Below are 14,199 nucleotides of genomic sequence, written 5' to 3'. Positions count from 1 at the left end.
TGGCGCTGGATTTCACCCAGCGCTTGCTGCTGCGCGAGCACCTGCCTTGACCAATGGTCCGGCCAAATTCAGCGTTCGACTTGACCTGTGAAATTTTTCATGTATTTTTTCATGAAAAATAACTCAAATATTTTCACGGCATGCTCCTGAACAATGAAGATGCACGAAGAAGTCGAAGGCCTGGCGATCTTTATCCACGATCTGCGCACATTCAAGAACCTGACACTGGGCGAATTGGCTGAACGTGTCGATCGTTCGGATGACTTTCTTTCCAAGGTTGAGCAGGGGGTGTCGCGCCCGACCGTGGCGGACCTCACGGCTATCAGCGAAACACTCGGTGTATCGACCGCGTACTTTTACAACCTGAGTAAGCCACGCGGCATCAGTTGGGTTACTCGCCCCCATGAGCGTCGCACACTGTACCTCGGCTCAGGTATTACCGATGTACTGGCCTCGCCTCGTATTACTGGCAGCTTCTCCATGCTCGACAGCCGTCTTGAGCCGGGTGCCACCAGTGGCGATCAGTACCTGAGCGACCGTTCTGAGCAGGGCTGTTTCGTGCTCGAAGGCGAACTGACGGTTTGGCTGGAAGACGCCGACCCCGTGACACTCCATGCAAACGACAGCTTCCAGCTGCAACCCCACACGCATTTCCGTTACGCCAACCTGACGGACAACCTCACCCGCGTGTTCTGGGTATTCAATTGAATTCGTTCACCTCACAAGGAAAAGAAGATGAGTGCCATCTTTCCGGATCTGCTGACTGAAGTGCGCTCTTTTCGAGCGAAGTACCCTGAAGTTCGTTACGTGGACTTGATTGCGCTGGATATTCCCGGGCACTTCTATGGCAAGCGCTACCCCATGGATATGCTTGAGAAAGTCGCAGCGGGGGCACCCCTGAAGTTGCCTCAGAACTGTGTACTGCTGGGTACCCAGGGCGGCCTGTACAATATTGGCGACTATTGCTTTGCCGATGGCGACCCGGATGCATCACGGCGCCTGGTGCCGGGTACGTTGAAACCGGTGCGCTGGGAAAAGGACGTGATCGCGCAGATGCTGATCACTTCGGACGGCACCTCGAAGCCTATCGAGTTCGAGCCCCGTGAAGTGCTGGCCCGTGTGATCGAACGCCTTGCCCGACGTGGCGTGCGCCCGGTGGTTGCCTTCGAACTTGAGTTCTACCTGTTTGATCGCAAGCTTAAGGACGGCCTGCCACAGTTCCCACGCGATACGTCGACCGATGATGAAGACGACCAGCCGAACATGCATATCGAACGACTGTCGCGTTTTTCGTCGGTGTTGCACGAGATGGTCGATGTTGCCAACGAGCAGGGCGTGCCGGCGAATGTCATCACGGCGGAACTGGGCCCTGGCCAATTCGAAATCAACTTCTCCCACAGTGATGATGCTCTGAGTGCGGCGGACTGGTCGGCGCTGTTCTGTCGCAGTACCCGCGGCGTTGCGATGAAACACGGCTATCGCGCCAGCTTCATGAGCAAGCCTTACCTGGACGCCCCGGGTAGCGGGATGCATGTGCATGTCAGCCTGTACGACGAGGCCGGAAACAACCTCCTGGCACGCTTCGAGCAGCGCAACCTGCGCCATGCGGTGGCGGGGTGCCTGGAATTGCTGCCCCATTGCATGCCTATCTTCGCGCCCAACCACAACGCCTACCGCCGCTACGGCGCGATGGTCAACGCTGCAAGCCTTGCTAGCTGGGGCTTTGAAGACCGAGACGCGTGCATTCGCATTCCCGAGTCCGACCCGCGCAACCTGCGTATCGAACACCGGCTGGCTGGCGCCGATGCCAACCCATATCTGGTACTGGCGGCCATTCTGACGGGGATGGAGCACGGCCTGGATCGCGGCGTCGAACCCATTGCGCCGCTGAACGAAAACCGCCAGAGCGGCATCGACTTCCCCAAGGACGCGCTGAGCGCAGTGGCTGCCATGCGCCACCACCCGGTGATCAATGAAGGGCTGGGCAGTGAGTTCGTGATGGTCTACTGCGAAAACAAGCGCCAGGAGCAACTGGATTTTCTGAACGAAATCAATGCGCGCGAATATCGCTGGTTCTTGTAAGTCCTGATGCGCTCGTTACGCCGCACGCTCTACCCACAAGTTTGAATACAACTCGAAAGATTGATTTGCCGGAGAATGATATGCCACGTGTGCCAGTTATCGGCATCACTGCATGCACCAGCGAAATTGAGCTGCATGCTACCCAGACCATCAGTGAGAAGTATGCCCGTGCTGCGAGCAAGGCGGCGTGCGGTTTGCCGATCGTGATTCCCAGTCTCGCTGACCTGATAGATACCGCCGACATCATTGACCTGGTGGATGGGCTGATCTTCACCGGCTCGCCGTCCAATATAGAACCGTTCCATTACAACGGTCCGGCCAGTGCGCCGGGCAGCCATCACGACCCAGCGCGTGATGCCACGACCTTGCCGCTCATGCGTGCGGCCATCGCGGCGGGTGTTCCGGTGCTCGGTATTTGCCGTGGCTTTCAGGAGATGAATGTGGCGCTGGGAGGCACCCTCCACCAGAAAGTTCATGAGACCGGCTTGTTCATGGACCATCGTGAAGTCAAGGGTGAGCCCATGGAAAAGCAGTACGGCCCACGCCACAAGATGCATATACAGCCGGGCGGCGTGATGGACCGCATGGGCTTGCCGCCGATCATCGATGTCAATTCCATACATGGCCAGGGCATTGATTCACTGGCGCCTGGGCTAAGAGTGGAAGCACGCGCACCCGATGGATTGGTGGAAGCGATCTCGGTTGAAAACAGCAAGGGTTTTGCCCTTGCCGTTCAATGGCATCCAGAGTTTCAGGTACTTGAAAACCCGCATTACCTAACGATCTTCCAGTCGTTTGGAAAAGCCTGCCGGCAACGCTCGGTACTGCGCCAACTGATGTTGAAGTCCGCCTGAAAACTGGCCGTTATCAATATAAAAAAATGCCCCCGCAGCCAGGCTGCGTATTTTGATGGAGAGAAGTAGATGAGTGAAAAGAATTCGCAAACGCTTGCCTGGCAAGCGATGAGCCGTGATCATCATCTGGCACCCTTCAGCGATGTCAAACAACTTGCGGAGAAAGGCCCACGCATCATCACCTCGGCGAAGGGCGTGTACCTGTGGGACAGCGAAGGCAACAAGATTCTCGATGGCATGGCTGGCCTGTGGTGCGTGGCAGTCGGCTACGGTCGTGACGAACTGGCCGAAGTGGCCAGCCGGCAGATGAAGGAACTGCCGTACTACAACCTGTTCTTCCAGACCGCGCACCCGCCAGCGCTGGAGCTGGCCAAGGCGATTGCCGATGTGGCCCCACAAGGTATGAGCCATGTGTTCTTCACTGGCTCCGGCTCCGAAGGCAACGACACCGTATTGCGCCTGGTTCGCCATTACTGGGCGATCAAGGGCAAGAAGGACAAGAAGGTCATCATTGGCCGCATCAACGGCTACCACGGCTCCACCGTGGCTGGCGCGGGCCTGGGCGGCATGGCCGGCATGCACCAGCAGGGCGGCCTGATTCCGGATATCGTGCACATCCCGCAACCGTACTGGTTTGGCGAAGGCGGTGACATGACCGAAGCCGAGTTCGGCGTGTGGGCGGCCGAGCAGTTGGAGAAGAAGATTCTGGAAGTCGGCGAGAACAATGTCGCCGCCTTTATCGCCGAGCCGATCCAGGGCGCCGGCGGCGTGATCATCCCGCCGCAGACCTACTGGCCGAAGATCAAGGAAATCCTCGCCAAGTACGACATCCTCTTTGTCGCCGACGAAGTGATCTGCGGCTTTGGCCGTACCGGTCAGTGGTTTGGTTCTGACTACTACGGCCTCAAGCCCGACCTGATGACCATCGCCAAGGGCCTCACCTCCGGTTACATCCCCATGGGCGGTGTGATCGTGCGTGACGAAGTGGCCAAGGTGATCAGCGAAGGCGGCGACTTCAACCACGGCTTCACTTATTCCGGCCACCCTGTAGCGGCGGCGGTGGGCCTGGAAAACCTGCGTATCCTGCGAGAGGAGAAGATTATCGAGCAGGTTCGCGAAGTGACCGCACCGTATCTGCAAAAACGCCTGCGTGAACTGGCTGACCACCCGCTGGTGGGCGAAGTGCGCGGCCTGGGCATGCTCGGTGCGATCGAGTTGGTGAAGGATAAGGCCACGCGGGCGCGTTACGAAGGCAAGGGTGTCGGCATGATTTGCCGCCAGCACTGTTTCGACAACGGCCTGATCATGCGCGCGGTGGGCGACACCATGATCATCGCACCGCCGCTGGTGATCAGCATTGAAGAGATCGACGAATTGGTGGAAAAGGCTCGCAAGTGCCTGGACCTGACTTATCAGGCTATCCATTAAGACATAGCACCTCGGCATGATTCTGCAGACAGTCTGCAGACTCATGCCGAGCTGCTCGCTTTGCGCTCAGTCGCTGAAAGGCATCACCCTTCAGAGCCCTTGATCTTGACTTGCCCTGGTACATCGTCAGGGTTTTGCCCCGCTAGCGACAACGTGCACCGCTCGACGCTGCGGCCGAGTTTCGTGACGCGCTTGATTTGTGAAATTATTCATGTATTTTTTCATGAAAATAACTAAATAATTTTACAGCTGCGCTTAACCATGGCCCACAAACTCGCTTCACAGCCTGCTGATTGCGATACTGACATCTTGCCTGGCCGACCTCTGCGCAGCGCTTTGGGAGCGATTGGCCTTGTCCTCTCTACCCTCACGTTTCACAAAAATCTCGGCAGCTCCGGTGTTGATTGACGCGTATGTGAACCGTGTCCTGGACAATAAGGCGCAAGCATTCGTGTTGTCGGTTTTTTGAGGCGTTGAGTAAGGGCTTTGCAGCGCATGCACTTTTTGATCGATGGGTTTAATGATGAAAATGCACGAAGAAGTTGAAGGCCTGGCAATACTGATTCGCGACTTGCGCAAATTCAAAGGGCTGACGCTGGGCGAGCTGGCTCAACGCATTGGCCGATCGGTTGGCTTTCTTTCCCAGGTTGAACGGGGTGTGTCGCGCCCAACCGTGGCAGACCTGACGGCTATCAGCGAAACACTCGGTGTATCAACAGCCTATTTTTACAACCTGAACAAGCCCCGTGACCTTAGTTGGGTAACGCGTCCGCATGAGCGTCGTACGCTGTATTTCGGAGGTGGTATTACCGATGTCCTGGTCTCGCCCACGATAGCGGGCGGCTTCTCCATGCTTGACAGCCGTCTTGAGCCTGGGGCAACCAGCGGGGAAGAGTACCTCGACGACAGTTCGGAGCAGGGCTGCTTCGTGCTTGAAGGCGAGCTGACCGTCTGGCTGGATGAGGGCGATCCCGTGACGCTCTACGCAAACGATAGTTTTCAGCTACAACCCCATGCAAGCTTCCGTTATGCCAACCTGACGGATACGCTCACCCGCGTGCTCTGGGTGTTCAATTGAGTGTGATCAGGCTCAATTGTTCATCGTGTTCGCGACCTTGCGGGAGCGGCATCAGCTTTATTTAGCGCTAATAGCTTTGTGGCTTTTCCACATTATGGAAAATCCTAAGCATAGGATTTAATTGATTTTTTTTGATTTCATGCTTGACGCTCCAGCCGTAAAAACGTTTAATTCAGCTGCGGCCCAGATAGCTCAGTCGGTAGAGCAGGGGATTGAAAATCCCCGTGTCGGCGGTTCGATTCCGTCTCTGGGCACCACTACTTCTAAACCCCTGACTCCTAATGGTTTCAGGGGTTTTCTATTTTTAGCGACCGCAGCTATTTGAGAGCACGGGTTCTATCCATCTTCAGCGATCAAGGCAGTCGTTTACGACTTCAGTCCGAGCCGCGCGGGCGAGCATGCCCGCCACGTCCTTAGCTCTGGATACTGCCTCAAGCGCTGGACGGCACTGACTCGGTATTAACGTGGCCATGCTGTCAACAATCTGCCCTTGTCAGACGCGCGCTGATTGATCATTTGCTCGAGCAATTGCTTGAGCAAAACAGGATGGTCGGGAAGGTTTTCGGGCATGGAAATCACGCCGCGGATTATACCGAATCAGGCAACGTAACGAGGCGTCAAAACCTGATGAGAGTGTTAGTGGCTACCCTAAGCAGTAGTGGGCCATCAACGTGGCGACGATGTGCTGGGCGATGCTGCGAAAAGGCTTAGCAACTCATCAACCAAGCAACGAATCTTGGGGCGTAAATGATTGCTCTTGGACCACAGGGCATGAACTTCTACAGGCTCCGGCTCATAGTCCTGCAGCACCGGCACAAGTGCCCCTTTCGCGATCGATTGTTCCAACAGGCAGATGGGCATCTGGCAAATCCCCAGTCCCGCCACGGCCGCCGCGATCATGGCCTCGGCATCATCGAATTGGTACGTGGCAGGAGGCGAATACTTCATTGCCTGGCCGGCCTGAGTCATTTTCCATGGCAACAAGCCGCCACGGCGATAGCCAACGATGGCGCGGTGGCCTGCCATGTCCTCAAGTGTCTTGGGGCAACCGAATTCGTCGAGATATTCCGGGGACGCGCAGGTTACCCAGCGGTGGGAGGTCAAGCGCCGCGCCACTAGACCCGGCACGCTGTCCACGCTGCCGAATCGGATGGCCAGGTCGATTCCCTCGTCAGTCAGGTCCACCAACTGATCGCTGAAGGTCAATGTCAGCTGCAACTGCGGGAAGCGGCGGCTCATGCTAAGCAATACGGGCAGCACCACTTGTTTGCCGAACGCCACGGGCATGTCTACTCTCAACCGGCCTGCTGGAACCCCCAACTGACTGCCAAAGCTGCTCTCGGTTGAACGTATTTCCTCTAGCGCTGATGACCAGACGGCGAAGTAGGCTTCGCCATCAGGTGACAGGGACAGCTTGCGCGTGGATCGGTAGAACAGGCAGGTCCCGAGTCGCTCCTCCAGCCGAGCTATGGCTTTGCCTACTGCGGATTTAGATAGCCCTAAGCGCTCAGCCGCTTCGGTGAAGGTAGCTGAGCGTGCCGTTACGAGAAAGATGTTTATTCCGCTGAACGTGTCGTCAGTCATGCAGACTTACCAGATAGGCGTGAGTGCTACCCAAAAGGATACCCGAGTGCTCAACGTAAAGGGGTGAGCGCAAAGGTGTTGTCCAGCCATTGCGAGAAGTCAGCCAGCTCTGGCGCAACGATTTCGTGACCCATGTTGTAGTAGTGCGTTTCGTGAGCGACCCCCAGTGTGCTCAGCCAGGCGTCGGCTTCCTTCGCCCAGTGCTCCGGCAGCACGTTGTCTTCATGGCCGTGGGCAATGAATGCGTGCAGATGCTTGCGGCGATTCGGCTCGGCGATGATGGGGGCCAGTTCACGGAGTATACGGCCGCTGAGAATTGCAAAGCCTGCGACTCGCTCAGGCTCGGTTAGGGCGACGCTGGCACTCATGATGCCGCCTTGGCTGAAGCCGGCAATCACAGTTGGCAATGCGGGGAGGGCATCAATGAAGCGTAGGAGCAGTTGCCTGCTCGTCTCAGCCTGCACTTCATTGTACGAGGGACCGTCATTGGTGAATGTCACCTGGAACCAGGCAAATCCTTGCGGGCTGAGTTGCAACGGACCTCGAAGCAGAATCACTTCCAGCTCTTCGGGCAGCGAGGCGGCCAAGCTTGCCAGATTGGCTTCATTTGAACCTACTCCGTGCAGCAGGATCAGGCGCCCCTTCGGCGACGAAGTGGTGCAGGCCTTACGGAAAATCAGACCCGTACCCGGTTCGCGGGCGGGGTCGGAGAACGTGGTGTCACGCATGGTTGGCATTGCCTCTGTTGAACTGAGTCGGCTCGATGTGCGCTTGGGCTACCGAGGAAAAGACATAACTGTCCATCGCCAGCACCCCATAGGTGATACCGCCCTCCAATATCCGTACATGGTAGGTTTCACCTGCGGCGCCCAAGGCAATGAGCAACGGCAGAAAGTGCTCGTCGGTTGGATGGGCTCGCTCGGCGCCAGGCGCCAGGCGGCGGTAATCTAGGACTTGTGCGGTATCTCCGGCCTCGAGCACGTGCGCTGTCCAGGCGGCAAATTGTTTGACGTATGCTTCGCCGTGAGTAGTTGCGCCTCTGAATTCGTACAGGTTATGGGTCAGGCTGCCCGACGCGACAATTAGCACGTTCATGTCGCGCAAGGGCTTCAATGCCTGGCCCAGCTTCAATGCGCTGTGAGTATCCATTGGCATGGGCATGGATACCTGGATCACTGGCGTGGATGCTTCGGGCGCCAGGTAAAGCAGCGGTACCCATGCGCCATGATCGAGCCCGCGGCGAGCGTCCAGCCGTGCCTTCCAGCCGGCATCGCCCAACAGATCTACGATCTCCTGCGCCAGAGACGGTGCACCTGGTGCGGGATACTGCAGCTCGTACAGCGCGTCCGGAAAACCACCGAAATCATGGATGGTTTCTGGATGAGTGCTCGCAGTGACACAGACCTCGCCGCGGGTCATCCAGTGCGGCGAGATGACCACAATGGCGCGCGGTTGCGTCAGCTCGCGACCGAGCTTGGCCAGTTGATCCCCTGCTTGGCCGGGCTCGATTGCGAACATGGGAGCCCCATGAGACACAAAGAGAACAGGTAAAGGCGTGTTCATGGCATATCCTCAAAAAACGTTTACTTGCTCAACCACACCGGGGCAATAGACGTGCCCAGGCCTGCGCCATAGCCGAGATAGATGTTGAGCCCGGCCAGCGGCTCCAGATACCGCGCATTAACCAGTCCACCGGCGTCAACGGTGTTCCAGCCCATGCTTTGAGCCAGCGCGATCGCGGTTTGTTTGGCACGCTCATGGTCGGCGGCAACAAACACGGTGCCTCGTTGGCTGTCGGCGAATTCAGGGCCGTCGGCAAGCACTTGGGCGAACAGGGTGTTGAAGGCTTTGACGATGTGCGCCTGGGGTACCGCCTTGGCGATTTCTTCAGCAGCGCTGGATGAGTGGCCAATGGTCAGCGACATGTAATCGGCGCTCAGTGGGTTGGTTATATCGATGACCACCTTACCGGTTAGGTCGCCCAAGCCGTGCAATGCAGGAACTGCATCGTTGTAGGCCGTCGCAATGATCACGGCATCGCTGTCGCCCAAGGCTTCGGATGCGGCGTACGCAGTGACATTCGGATACTGATCTGCCAAGGCTTGCGCTTTTGCGAGGTCGCGGCCGGTGACACGTACGGTGTGACCCGCGTTGGAGAGCTGCTTTGCAAAACCCGAACCCATGTTGCCGGTACCAATTACTGTGATTTTCATAGCTACCTCTGATCGTTGGTTTGCGTTTCGATCAGGTCATTCTATAGGCCATTAAAATGAGATAAACCAGCCAAAATGTGATTAATAGTCTCACTAATCGAGATTGTTGGTATGACTGAAACAGAAAAGCCAAGACCATCGGGCCTTGGCTTTCTTGAGGCAATTTCGCAGTTGACTTCAGATGCGCAGCTCACATGCGAGCTGGCAAGAATGATTGCCAGGTGGCGATCTTTATTTATGAAGAGGCGCCCGCTATGCGCCGTTGGCCGACCATCCAGGAATGAAGATCAAGGGATGGCCGCTACCGGCTTCCCAGTAGCTCAGATGGACATTGTCACTGGTGCGAAAGCTGCTGATCGTCAGCGCTTGAAAATCGGCAGGCCGCAGGGCTGGCCAGCGATTTAGTGGGGGAGGTGGAAGTCGTCTCCAACGAGCGATCGGAGCGATAACCTGTCGATGGGGAAGCTCAAGATACGGTCCTCGGGGGGGGGCAGGTATAAAGTTGGATCTAGCCACACCGAGTCGCCCCCCTACCGGTGAATAGAGGGGCTTTGCGGTCAAACCAGTTCCAGAACCTCATGCACCGCTTTACGGGGCTTCTGGGGCCAGTTGGAGGCACCGGGGTAACCGACAGTAACCAGCATCACAGGGACGTCATTCGCCGTGAGGCCGAATGCTTTGGCTACCGCCGCGGCATCGAAACCAATCATCGGGGTCGACGCCAAGCCTTGACCCTGAGCTGCCAGCATCAAGGTCATCGCTGCGAGCGAGCCCGAGCGAATAGCCTCGTCACGCTGCAGTTGCAGGTTGTCCTGGTACATGCCCTTAGCGGCCTGGACCCACATGTCATAGACCGACTGGTCGATAATGCCGGCATTGCGCGCGGGCTCCAGTGCCGATGGCAGCGACTCATGGGGGGCGAGTGTGCCGCACACGATGAACGTCACGGCGGCGTCCACTACCTTCTGCTGACCGAACGCCAAGGGCAGCAGTCGGGCTTTTTCTTCTGGGCTTCGCACCGCCAGAAAACGCCAGTTCTGTGAATTGAACGCCGAGGGCGCAAGTGTTGCCAGTTCAACCAGGTTTGCGATCTCTTGGTCAGTCAAGCCTCGCTCGGTGTCGTACTGGTTGATGGAAGTGCGCGACCTGATGGCTTGAGCAATCGTCGACATGAAGAACTCCTTGAATAAAACGGTTAACGGCTGAAGCCATCGAAAGGTGTCATGTACACAGCGCCGAAGGGGTCGAGGCGTTTGCGGATTTCAGCATCCGGGGTGCCATAAACGACCAAACCTTTCACTGTGCAGAGCTCGAGAAAGCGCTCACCGAAGGGAGCGAAGGTGGTGTCCACATGGCTGACGACTGCATCAGCGTTGTAACGCTCCAAAATATGGACGGTGTTGGTGTCTTCATTGACGCTGTATTCGTAAACCAGCGTGCCCGGTTCCTGCTTGGTCACTGCAACGATCTTGCTGATCAGCGCTTTGAATTCCGGAAAATCGGTCGGTTTAACGGCGAGGGTAAAAAGGCAGGAAATGTAGGGATGCATGGGATGAATTCGTCGTGGGCGATGATCTGGCCTGGATGGGAGCGCGCCGTCACGTTCTAACGGCGCGAGAGTGTTCACACGGTTCAGGTGTTCTCAGGATCGTCTGCGAACAACTTTCCGGCGCCAGCCCAATCCGATGGTTTGACGTCTTCAAAGATGACGTAGATGTACTCTGCCGGTGTGCCGGTGTTTTTGACGATCGTCTCGGTGATGTCTGCGGCAACAGCGGCTTTTTGTGCATGGTCTTTGCCTTCGAACCAGCTGACACGTACTACGGGCATAGGAACAATCCTTTTGAATAGTGATTGGACGAGTACCTCAAAGCTTGCTGACGGGAAGAGGGCAGACGTTAAGTCAGCAGCTGAGGCAAGCAAGGAAAGTAGTGTCTGCTCTCGAATCAAACTGTGGATTCATCGTAGTGTAGAAATTGATAACGATAAACTGCCTTTAAATCCAATATTTGTAGAATTTATATCTACCTTCTACGGAGAGGTACAACTCTTTCAAGCGGGGCGAAAAGAAAATCCCGGCCAAGGGAACACGGGAGCGAGAACCTGGCCGGGCAAAGCGCGATTAGCAGAAAGGGAAGGTAGCGTTGAGCCTGCAGTCAGCTCACGCTTTCACGGCGGGTTTGGCTGCGTATGCGCCATCACCCAACAGGGCAACGACCAAAGCACTGATGGTCAAGTAAATCGGATACTCCCAGCCGCCGTTTGCGTTGGTGAAGCTCCAGCCATTACCGAAGTGAACGGTAGCGGCAACGAACAGCTGAATCACGGCTACGCAAGCTACCCAGCGAGCATAGACACCCAGCACCAGCATCAGGCCGCCGATGACTTCGAACGCCATGACCGGGTATGCCAGAAAGCCCGGGAAGCCGATCGACTCGAAGAAACCTGCAGTGCCCGAAGGGGTGAATACGAAAACCTTGGTCAGGCCGTGTGCAATGAACATGATGCCCAGGGCCAGTCGCATGGCAAGGGCGGCGTAGGGGGCGGTGCGAGTGTCAATCATGATGAGTATCCGCTTTTGAAATTAGGTAATTGATGCATTTGATCTGCCTGGACAAGGCCGATGAGCACAGTCTATAGGCTTGAATTTTGGGATAAACTCACATTTATGTGACTTACAGTTCCACTTAGTGAGACAAAAATGGATCGTGCACTCGAAATGCAGGTGTTTTGCACTGTGGTCGACAAGGGCAATTTTGTCGGCGCTGCAGAACCCCTGGACATGTCCAAGGCCGCAGTATCGCGTCATGTCAATGCGCTGGAAGAGCGGCTTGGGGTGCGGTTGATTCAGCGCACTACCCGGCGGCTCTCGTTGACGGATGAAGGCAGGCAGTTCTATCACCAGGCGCGGGAAGTGCTGGCATTGATGGATCAGGCAGAGGAGGCGGTCACTTCAGCCTCGCCGGAGCCCACCGGCGTGCTGCGGGTCAATGCGCCTTTGAGTTTTGGTGTACTCCACCTTGCGCCAGTCTGGGCGGACTTCATGCGGCTCTATCCAAAAATCGAGTTGGACATCAGCCTCAACGACAGGCAAGTGGACCTGGTTGACGAAGGCTTCGACGCGGCGGTGCGCATTGCCCGAATGGAAAGTTCGTCGCTTATTGGTCGGCGTCTTGCCGGGACACGGATGCGCCTTTGCGCTTCGCCCGATTACCTGGCCAGTCACCCCGCCATAACCACCCTGTCGGACCTGGAACAACACGGTGCAATCGCCTACACGAACTTTTCGAGCGGTAATGAGTGGCATTTTACAGGGCCCTCTGGCCCCGAGAGTGTACGCACCCGGTCGACGGTGCGCTGCAACAATGGCGATACCTGTCGCAGCATCACGGTCGCAGGGGGCGGTATTTCTTTGCAGCCGAGCTTCATGGTCAGCAATGACCTGAGCACGGGGGTTTTGGTGGAGGTGTTGCCTGAGTACAAGTCAGTTGAACTGGGTGTCTACATTGTCTACCCGACACGCAAACACCTGTCACCCAAAGTTCGCGCGCTCATCAACTTCCTGGCTGAACGTTTTGCCTCGCCGCCTTGGCAAGACTGAAATACCCAGAAGGTAGACTAAATTGCTGCCAATTTCGGATTTTAAAGGAATTATGGTCAATTACGGAGCCGTCGAAAATGCCTCAACTGGCTCTATCCCGCGGCTTGGCCAAATGGCTGCTGGCAGCCGATTTCGTCATGTCGCATCGTCCCACTTCCTTGATTCAGCGCGCGGCGACTATGGACGAAGTCGCCAACATGGTGGTCTACGTCTGTTCGACGCTTGCTTCTGCTACCAGCGGCGCTGCACTTCGCGTAGATGGCGGGGTGGTGGACGACATTCTCTGAGGGTAGGAATATGAGCGGGATTTCTCCCGCTCGAGCCCAAGTTTTTCAATTGTCCAGCAGGTCTGCAATAGACTGCGCAGCCAATTGATAGGATCGGCAGCGCGCTACAGGGTCATGGATTCGCGCATCGATCATCAGTTCATCGACTTGTGTGGTGGCGATGAACTGACGAAGCCAGGTGCCCACGTCGTCGATGTCCCCGATTGCAGTGCAGGCCATTGCCTGATTCAAACCTTCCCGGTCGTAATCAGAGATCTTGTTCAGATACCCTTCTTCAGGCATTGGCAGTAAGCCGGCCCGCCCTGCGTGCAGCTTCACCACCCATTGCTGGTGTGAACTCGCCAGCCAATGCGCTTGCGCTCGTGTTTGTGCGGCAATCACGTTCACTCCTGCCATGGTGTAGGGCTTGGCGAGGAACTCGGAGGGGCGAAAGCTCGTGCGGTAATGCTCGAGTGCCAGCATCAGCATCTGCGGTGCGAAGTGTGAAGCGAACGCGTAGGGAAGCCCCATCTTCGCAGCCAGGTCTGCGCCCTGCATGCCAGAACCCAGCACCCATACCGGTACGTCATGGCGCCCTGGAAGGGCACTTACTGGCTCGCGCCCATTGTTTTGCAGGTAATTGATCAGCCGGGCAACGTCCTGGGCGAAGTCGCGCTCTTGCGCCAAGCCGCGGATGGCACGAATGGTCGGACCGCCGCTGCCAGCAGCACGGCCTACACCGAGGTCGATCCGGTCGGGAAAAAGCGTATGTAACGTACCGAACTGCTCAGCAACGATCAGCGGCGAATGATTGGGCAACATGATGCCGCCGGCGCCGACGCGCAGGGTCGAAGTCGACGCCGCCAGGTGCTGGATAATTAACGGTGTGGCCATCGAACCGATGCCTGGCAAGTCGTGGTGTTCGGCGATCCAGTAACGGCGATAGCCGTGCTGCTCGACGTGCCGGGCCAGCAACCGGGCGCCTTCGAGCGTATCGGAAAAGGTGTTGCCTTCACCGATCATCATCAGGTCAAGTACTGAGAGTGCAGTCATGAGAGCTCCTTGTAGAAGAGGCGGGCGCCAGGCATCGTTG

At 56.8% G+C, this 14,199-nt stretch carries 15 protein-coding genes, 1 tRNA gene and 2 pseudogenes; 8 read left to right on the top strand and 10 right to left on the bottom strand.

Translation table 11 applies throughout. The features are described from left to right. The first annotated feature begins 153 nt into the window (after positions 1-153). The 6 genes from AB7M23_RS18100 (at position 154) to AB7M23_RS18075 (ending at position 5,699) form a co-directional block, all read left to right on the top strand. A complete protein-coding gene (locus AB7M23_RS18100) occupies positions 154-708 on the top strand; it encodes a helix-turn-helix domain-containing protein (RefSeq protein WP_454241573.1) in 555 nt (184 codons plus the stop codon). 27 nt (positions 709-735) lie between these two features. Further along, the gene (locus AB7M23_RS18095) at positions 736-2,082 is read left to right on the top strand and encodes a glutamine synthetase family protein (RefSeq protein ID WP_454241572.1); all 1,347 of its coding nucleotides are present in this window, start codon (positions 736-738) and stop codon (positions 2,080-2,082) included. 80 nt (positions 2,083-2,162) lie between these two features. Further along, positions 2,163-2,936 (top strand): gamma-glutamyl-gamma-aminobutyrate hydrolase family protein, encoded by a 774-nt coding sequence (locus tag AB7M23_RS18090; protein WP_099774825.1) that lies wholly within the window; start codon positions 2,163-2,165, stop codon positions 2,934-2,936. Positions 2,937-3,005: 69 nt separating this feature from the next. Further along, positions 3,006-4,364, top strand: a complete 1,359-nt coding sequence (locus AB7M23_RS18085) for an aspartate aminotransferase family protein (protein ID WP_454241571.1) — start codon at positions 3,006-3,008, stop codon at positions 4,362-4,364. A gap of 523 nt (positions 4,365-4,887) precedes the next feature. Beyond that, a complete protein-coding gene (locus AB7M23_RS18080) occupies positions 4,888-5,442 on the top strand; it encodes a helix-turn-helix domain-containing protein (RefSeq protein ID WP_099776672.1) in 555 nt (184 codons plus the stop codon). A gap of 181 nt (positions 5,443-5,623) precedes the next feature. Beyond that, positions 5,624-5,699, top strand: a tRNA-Phe gene (locus AB7M23_RS18075). A 409-nt stretch (positions 5,700-6,108) separates the two neighbouring features. Here AB7M23_RS18075 and AB7M23_RS18070 read toward each other — a convergent pair. The 9 genes and pseudogenes from AB7M23_RS18070 to AB7M23_RS18030 all read right to left on the bottom strand — a co-directional run bounded on the left by AB7M23_RS18070 (position 6,109) and on the right by AB7M23_RS18030 (position 11,802). After that, a complete protein-coding gene (locus tag AB7M23_RS18070) occupies positions 6,109-7,026 on the bottom strand; it encodes a LysR substrate-binding domain-containing protein (protein ID WP_454241570.1) in 918 nt (305 codons plus the stop codon). Positions 7,027-7,076: 50 nt separating this feature from the next. After that, complete coding sequence (locus tag AB7M23_RS18065) at positions 7,077-7,754, bottom strand: alpha/beta hydrolase (protein ID WP_454241569.1); 678 nt, start codon at positions 7,752-7,754, stop codon at positions 7,077-7,079. After that, positions 7,747-8,589, bottom strand: a complete 843-nt coding sequence (locus tag AB7M23_RS18060) for a DODA-type extradiol aromatic ring-opening family dioxygenase (protein ID WP_454241568.1) — start codon at positions 8,587-8,589, stop codon at positions 7,747-7,749. The genes AB7M23_RS18065 and AB7M23_RS18060 overlap by 8 nt, the downstream gene beginning before the upstream one ends. Positions 8,590-8,609: 20 nt before the next feature. Next, entirely contained in the window at positions 8,610-9,239 is a 630-nt protein-coding gene (locus AB7M23_RS18055; RefSeq protein ID WP_454241567.1) for an NADPH-dependent F420 reductase, read from the bottom strand. A gap of 255 nt (positions 9,240-9,494) precedes the next feature. Then, positions 9,495-9,640: pseudogene (locus tag AB7M23_RS18050) on the bottom strand (alpha/beta fold hydrolase); the annotation flags it as partial. A gap of 156 nt (positions 9,641-9,796) precedes the next feature. Further along, entirely contained in the window at positions 9,797-10,411 is a 615-nt protein-coding gene (locus AB7M23_RS18045) for a nitroreductase family protein (protein ID WP_330522552.1), read from the bottom strand. A gap of 23 nt (positions 10,412-10,434) precedes the next feature. After that, positions 10,435-10,788, bottom strand: coding sequence for a putative quinol monooxygenase (locus AB7M23_RS18040; protein ID WP_330522553.1), 354 nt, complete (start codon positions 10,786-10,788; stop codon positions 10,435-10,437). Positions 10,789-10,871: 83 nt separating this feature from the next. Then, positions 10,872-11,069, bottom strand: a complete 198-nt coding sequence (locus AB7M23_RS18035; RefSeq protein ID WP_454241566.1) for a tautomerase family protein — start codon at positions 11,067-11,069, stop codon at positions 10,872-10,874. A gap of 331 nt (positions 11,070-11,400) precedes the next feature. After that, positions 11,401-11,802, bottom strand: a complete 402-nt coding sequence (locus AB7M23_RS18030) for a DoxX family protein (RefSeq protein ID WP_330522555.1) — start codon at positions 11,800-11,802, stop codon at positions 11,401-11,403. Between the two features lie 138 nt (positions 11,803-11,940). Between AB7M23_RS18030 and AB7M23_RS18025 the strand changes: the two genes are divergently transcribed. Beyond that, positions 11,941-12,840 carry a LysR family transcriptional regulator gene (locus AB7M23_RS18025; protein WP_330522556.1) on the top strand — a complete coding sequence of 300 codons (900 nt, stop codon included), beginning with the start codon at positions 11,941-11,943 and terminating at the stop codon, positions 12,838-12,840. Positions 12,841-12,899: 59 nt separating this feature from the next. After that, positions 12,900-13,127: pseudogene (locus AB7M23_RS18020) on the top strand (SDR family oxidoreductase); the annotation flags it as partial. Positions 13,128-13,172: 45 nt separating this feature from the next. On the opposite strand, the gene AB7M23_RS18015 reads toward AB7M23_RS18020, so the two are convergent. After that, on the bottom strand, positions 13,173-14,159 hold the full coding sequence (locus AB7M23_RS18015; RefSeq protein WP_454241565.1) for an LLM class flavin-dependent oxidoreductase: 987 nt from the start codon (positions 14,157-14,159) through the stop codon (positions 13,173-13,175). Positions 14,160-14,199 lie beyond the last annotated feature (40 nt).

This window comes from Pseudomonas sp. HLS-6 TE3448, assembly GCF_053629555.1.
The sequence above is the reverse complement of the archived record's forward strand: the minus strand, read 5'-3'. Positions and strand labels throughout refer to the sequence as shown.

Coding starts and splice junctions, on each gene's coding strand:
- AB7M23_RS18100 (WP_454241573.1), top strand. CDS start 154: ATGAAGATGCACGAAGAAGTCGAAGGCCTGGCGATCTTTATCCACGAT.
- AB7M23_RS18095 (WP_454241572.1), top strand. CDS start 736: ATGAGTGCCATCTTTCCGGATCTGCTGACTGAAGTGCGCTCTTTTCGA.
- AB7M23_RS18090 (WP_099774825.1), top strand. CDS start 2,163: ATGCCACGTGTGCCAGTTATCGGCATCACTGCATGCACCAGCGAAATT.
- AB7M23_RS18085 (WP_454241571.1), top strand. CDS start 3,006: ATGAGTGAAAAGAATTCGCAAACGCTTGCCTGGCAAGCGATGAGCCGT.
- AB7M23_RS18080 (WP_099776672.1), top strand. CDS start 4,888: ATGAAAATGCACGAAGAAGTTGAAGGCCTGGCAATACTGATTCGCGAC.
- AB7M23_RS18070 (WP_454241570.1), bottom strand. CDS start 7,026: ATGACTGACGACACGTTCAGCGGAATAAACATCTTTCTCGTAACGGCA.
- AB7M23_RS18065 (WP_454241569.1), bottom strand. CDS start 7,754: ATGCGTGACACCACGTTCTCCGACCCCGCCCGCGAACCGGGTACGGGT.
- AB7M23_RS18060 (WP_454241568.1), bottom strand. CDS start 8,589: ATGAACACGCCTTTACCTGTTCTCTTTGTGTCTCATGGGGCTCCCATG.
- AB7M23_RS18055 (WP_454241567.1), bottom strand. CDS start 9,239: ATGAAAATCACAGTAATTGGTACCGGCAACATGGGTTCGGGTTTTGCA.
- AB7M23_RS18045 (WP_330522552.1), bottom strand. CDS start 10,411: ATGTCGACGATTGCTCAAGCCATCAGGTCGCGCACTTCCATCAACCAG.
- AB7M23_RS18040 (WP_330522553.1), bottom strand. CDS start 10,788: ATGCATCCCTACATTTCCTGCCTTTTTACCCTCGCCGTTAAACCGACC.
- AB7M23_RS18035 (WP_454241566.1), bottom strand. CDS start 11,069: ATGCCCGTAGTACGTGTCAGCTGGTTCGAAGGCAAAGACCATGCACAA.
- AB7M23_RS18030 (WP_330522555.1), bottom strand. CDS start 11,802: ATGATTGACACTCGCACCGCCCCCTACGCCGCCCTTGCCATGCGACTG.
- AB7M23_RS18025 (WP_330522556.1), top strand. CDS start 11,941: ATGGATCGTGCACTCGAAATGCAGGTGTTTTGCACTGTGGTCGACAAG.
- AB7M23_RS18015 (WP_454241565.1), bottom strand. CDS start 14,159: ATGACTGCACTCTCAGTACTTGACCTGATGATGATCGGTGAAGGCAAC.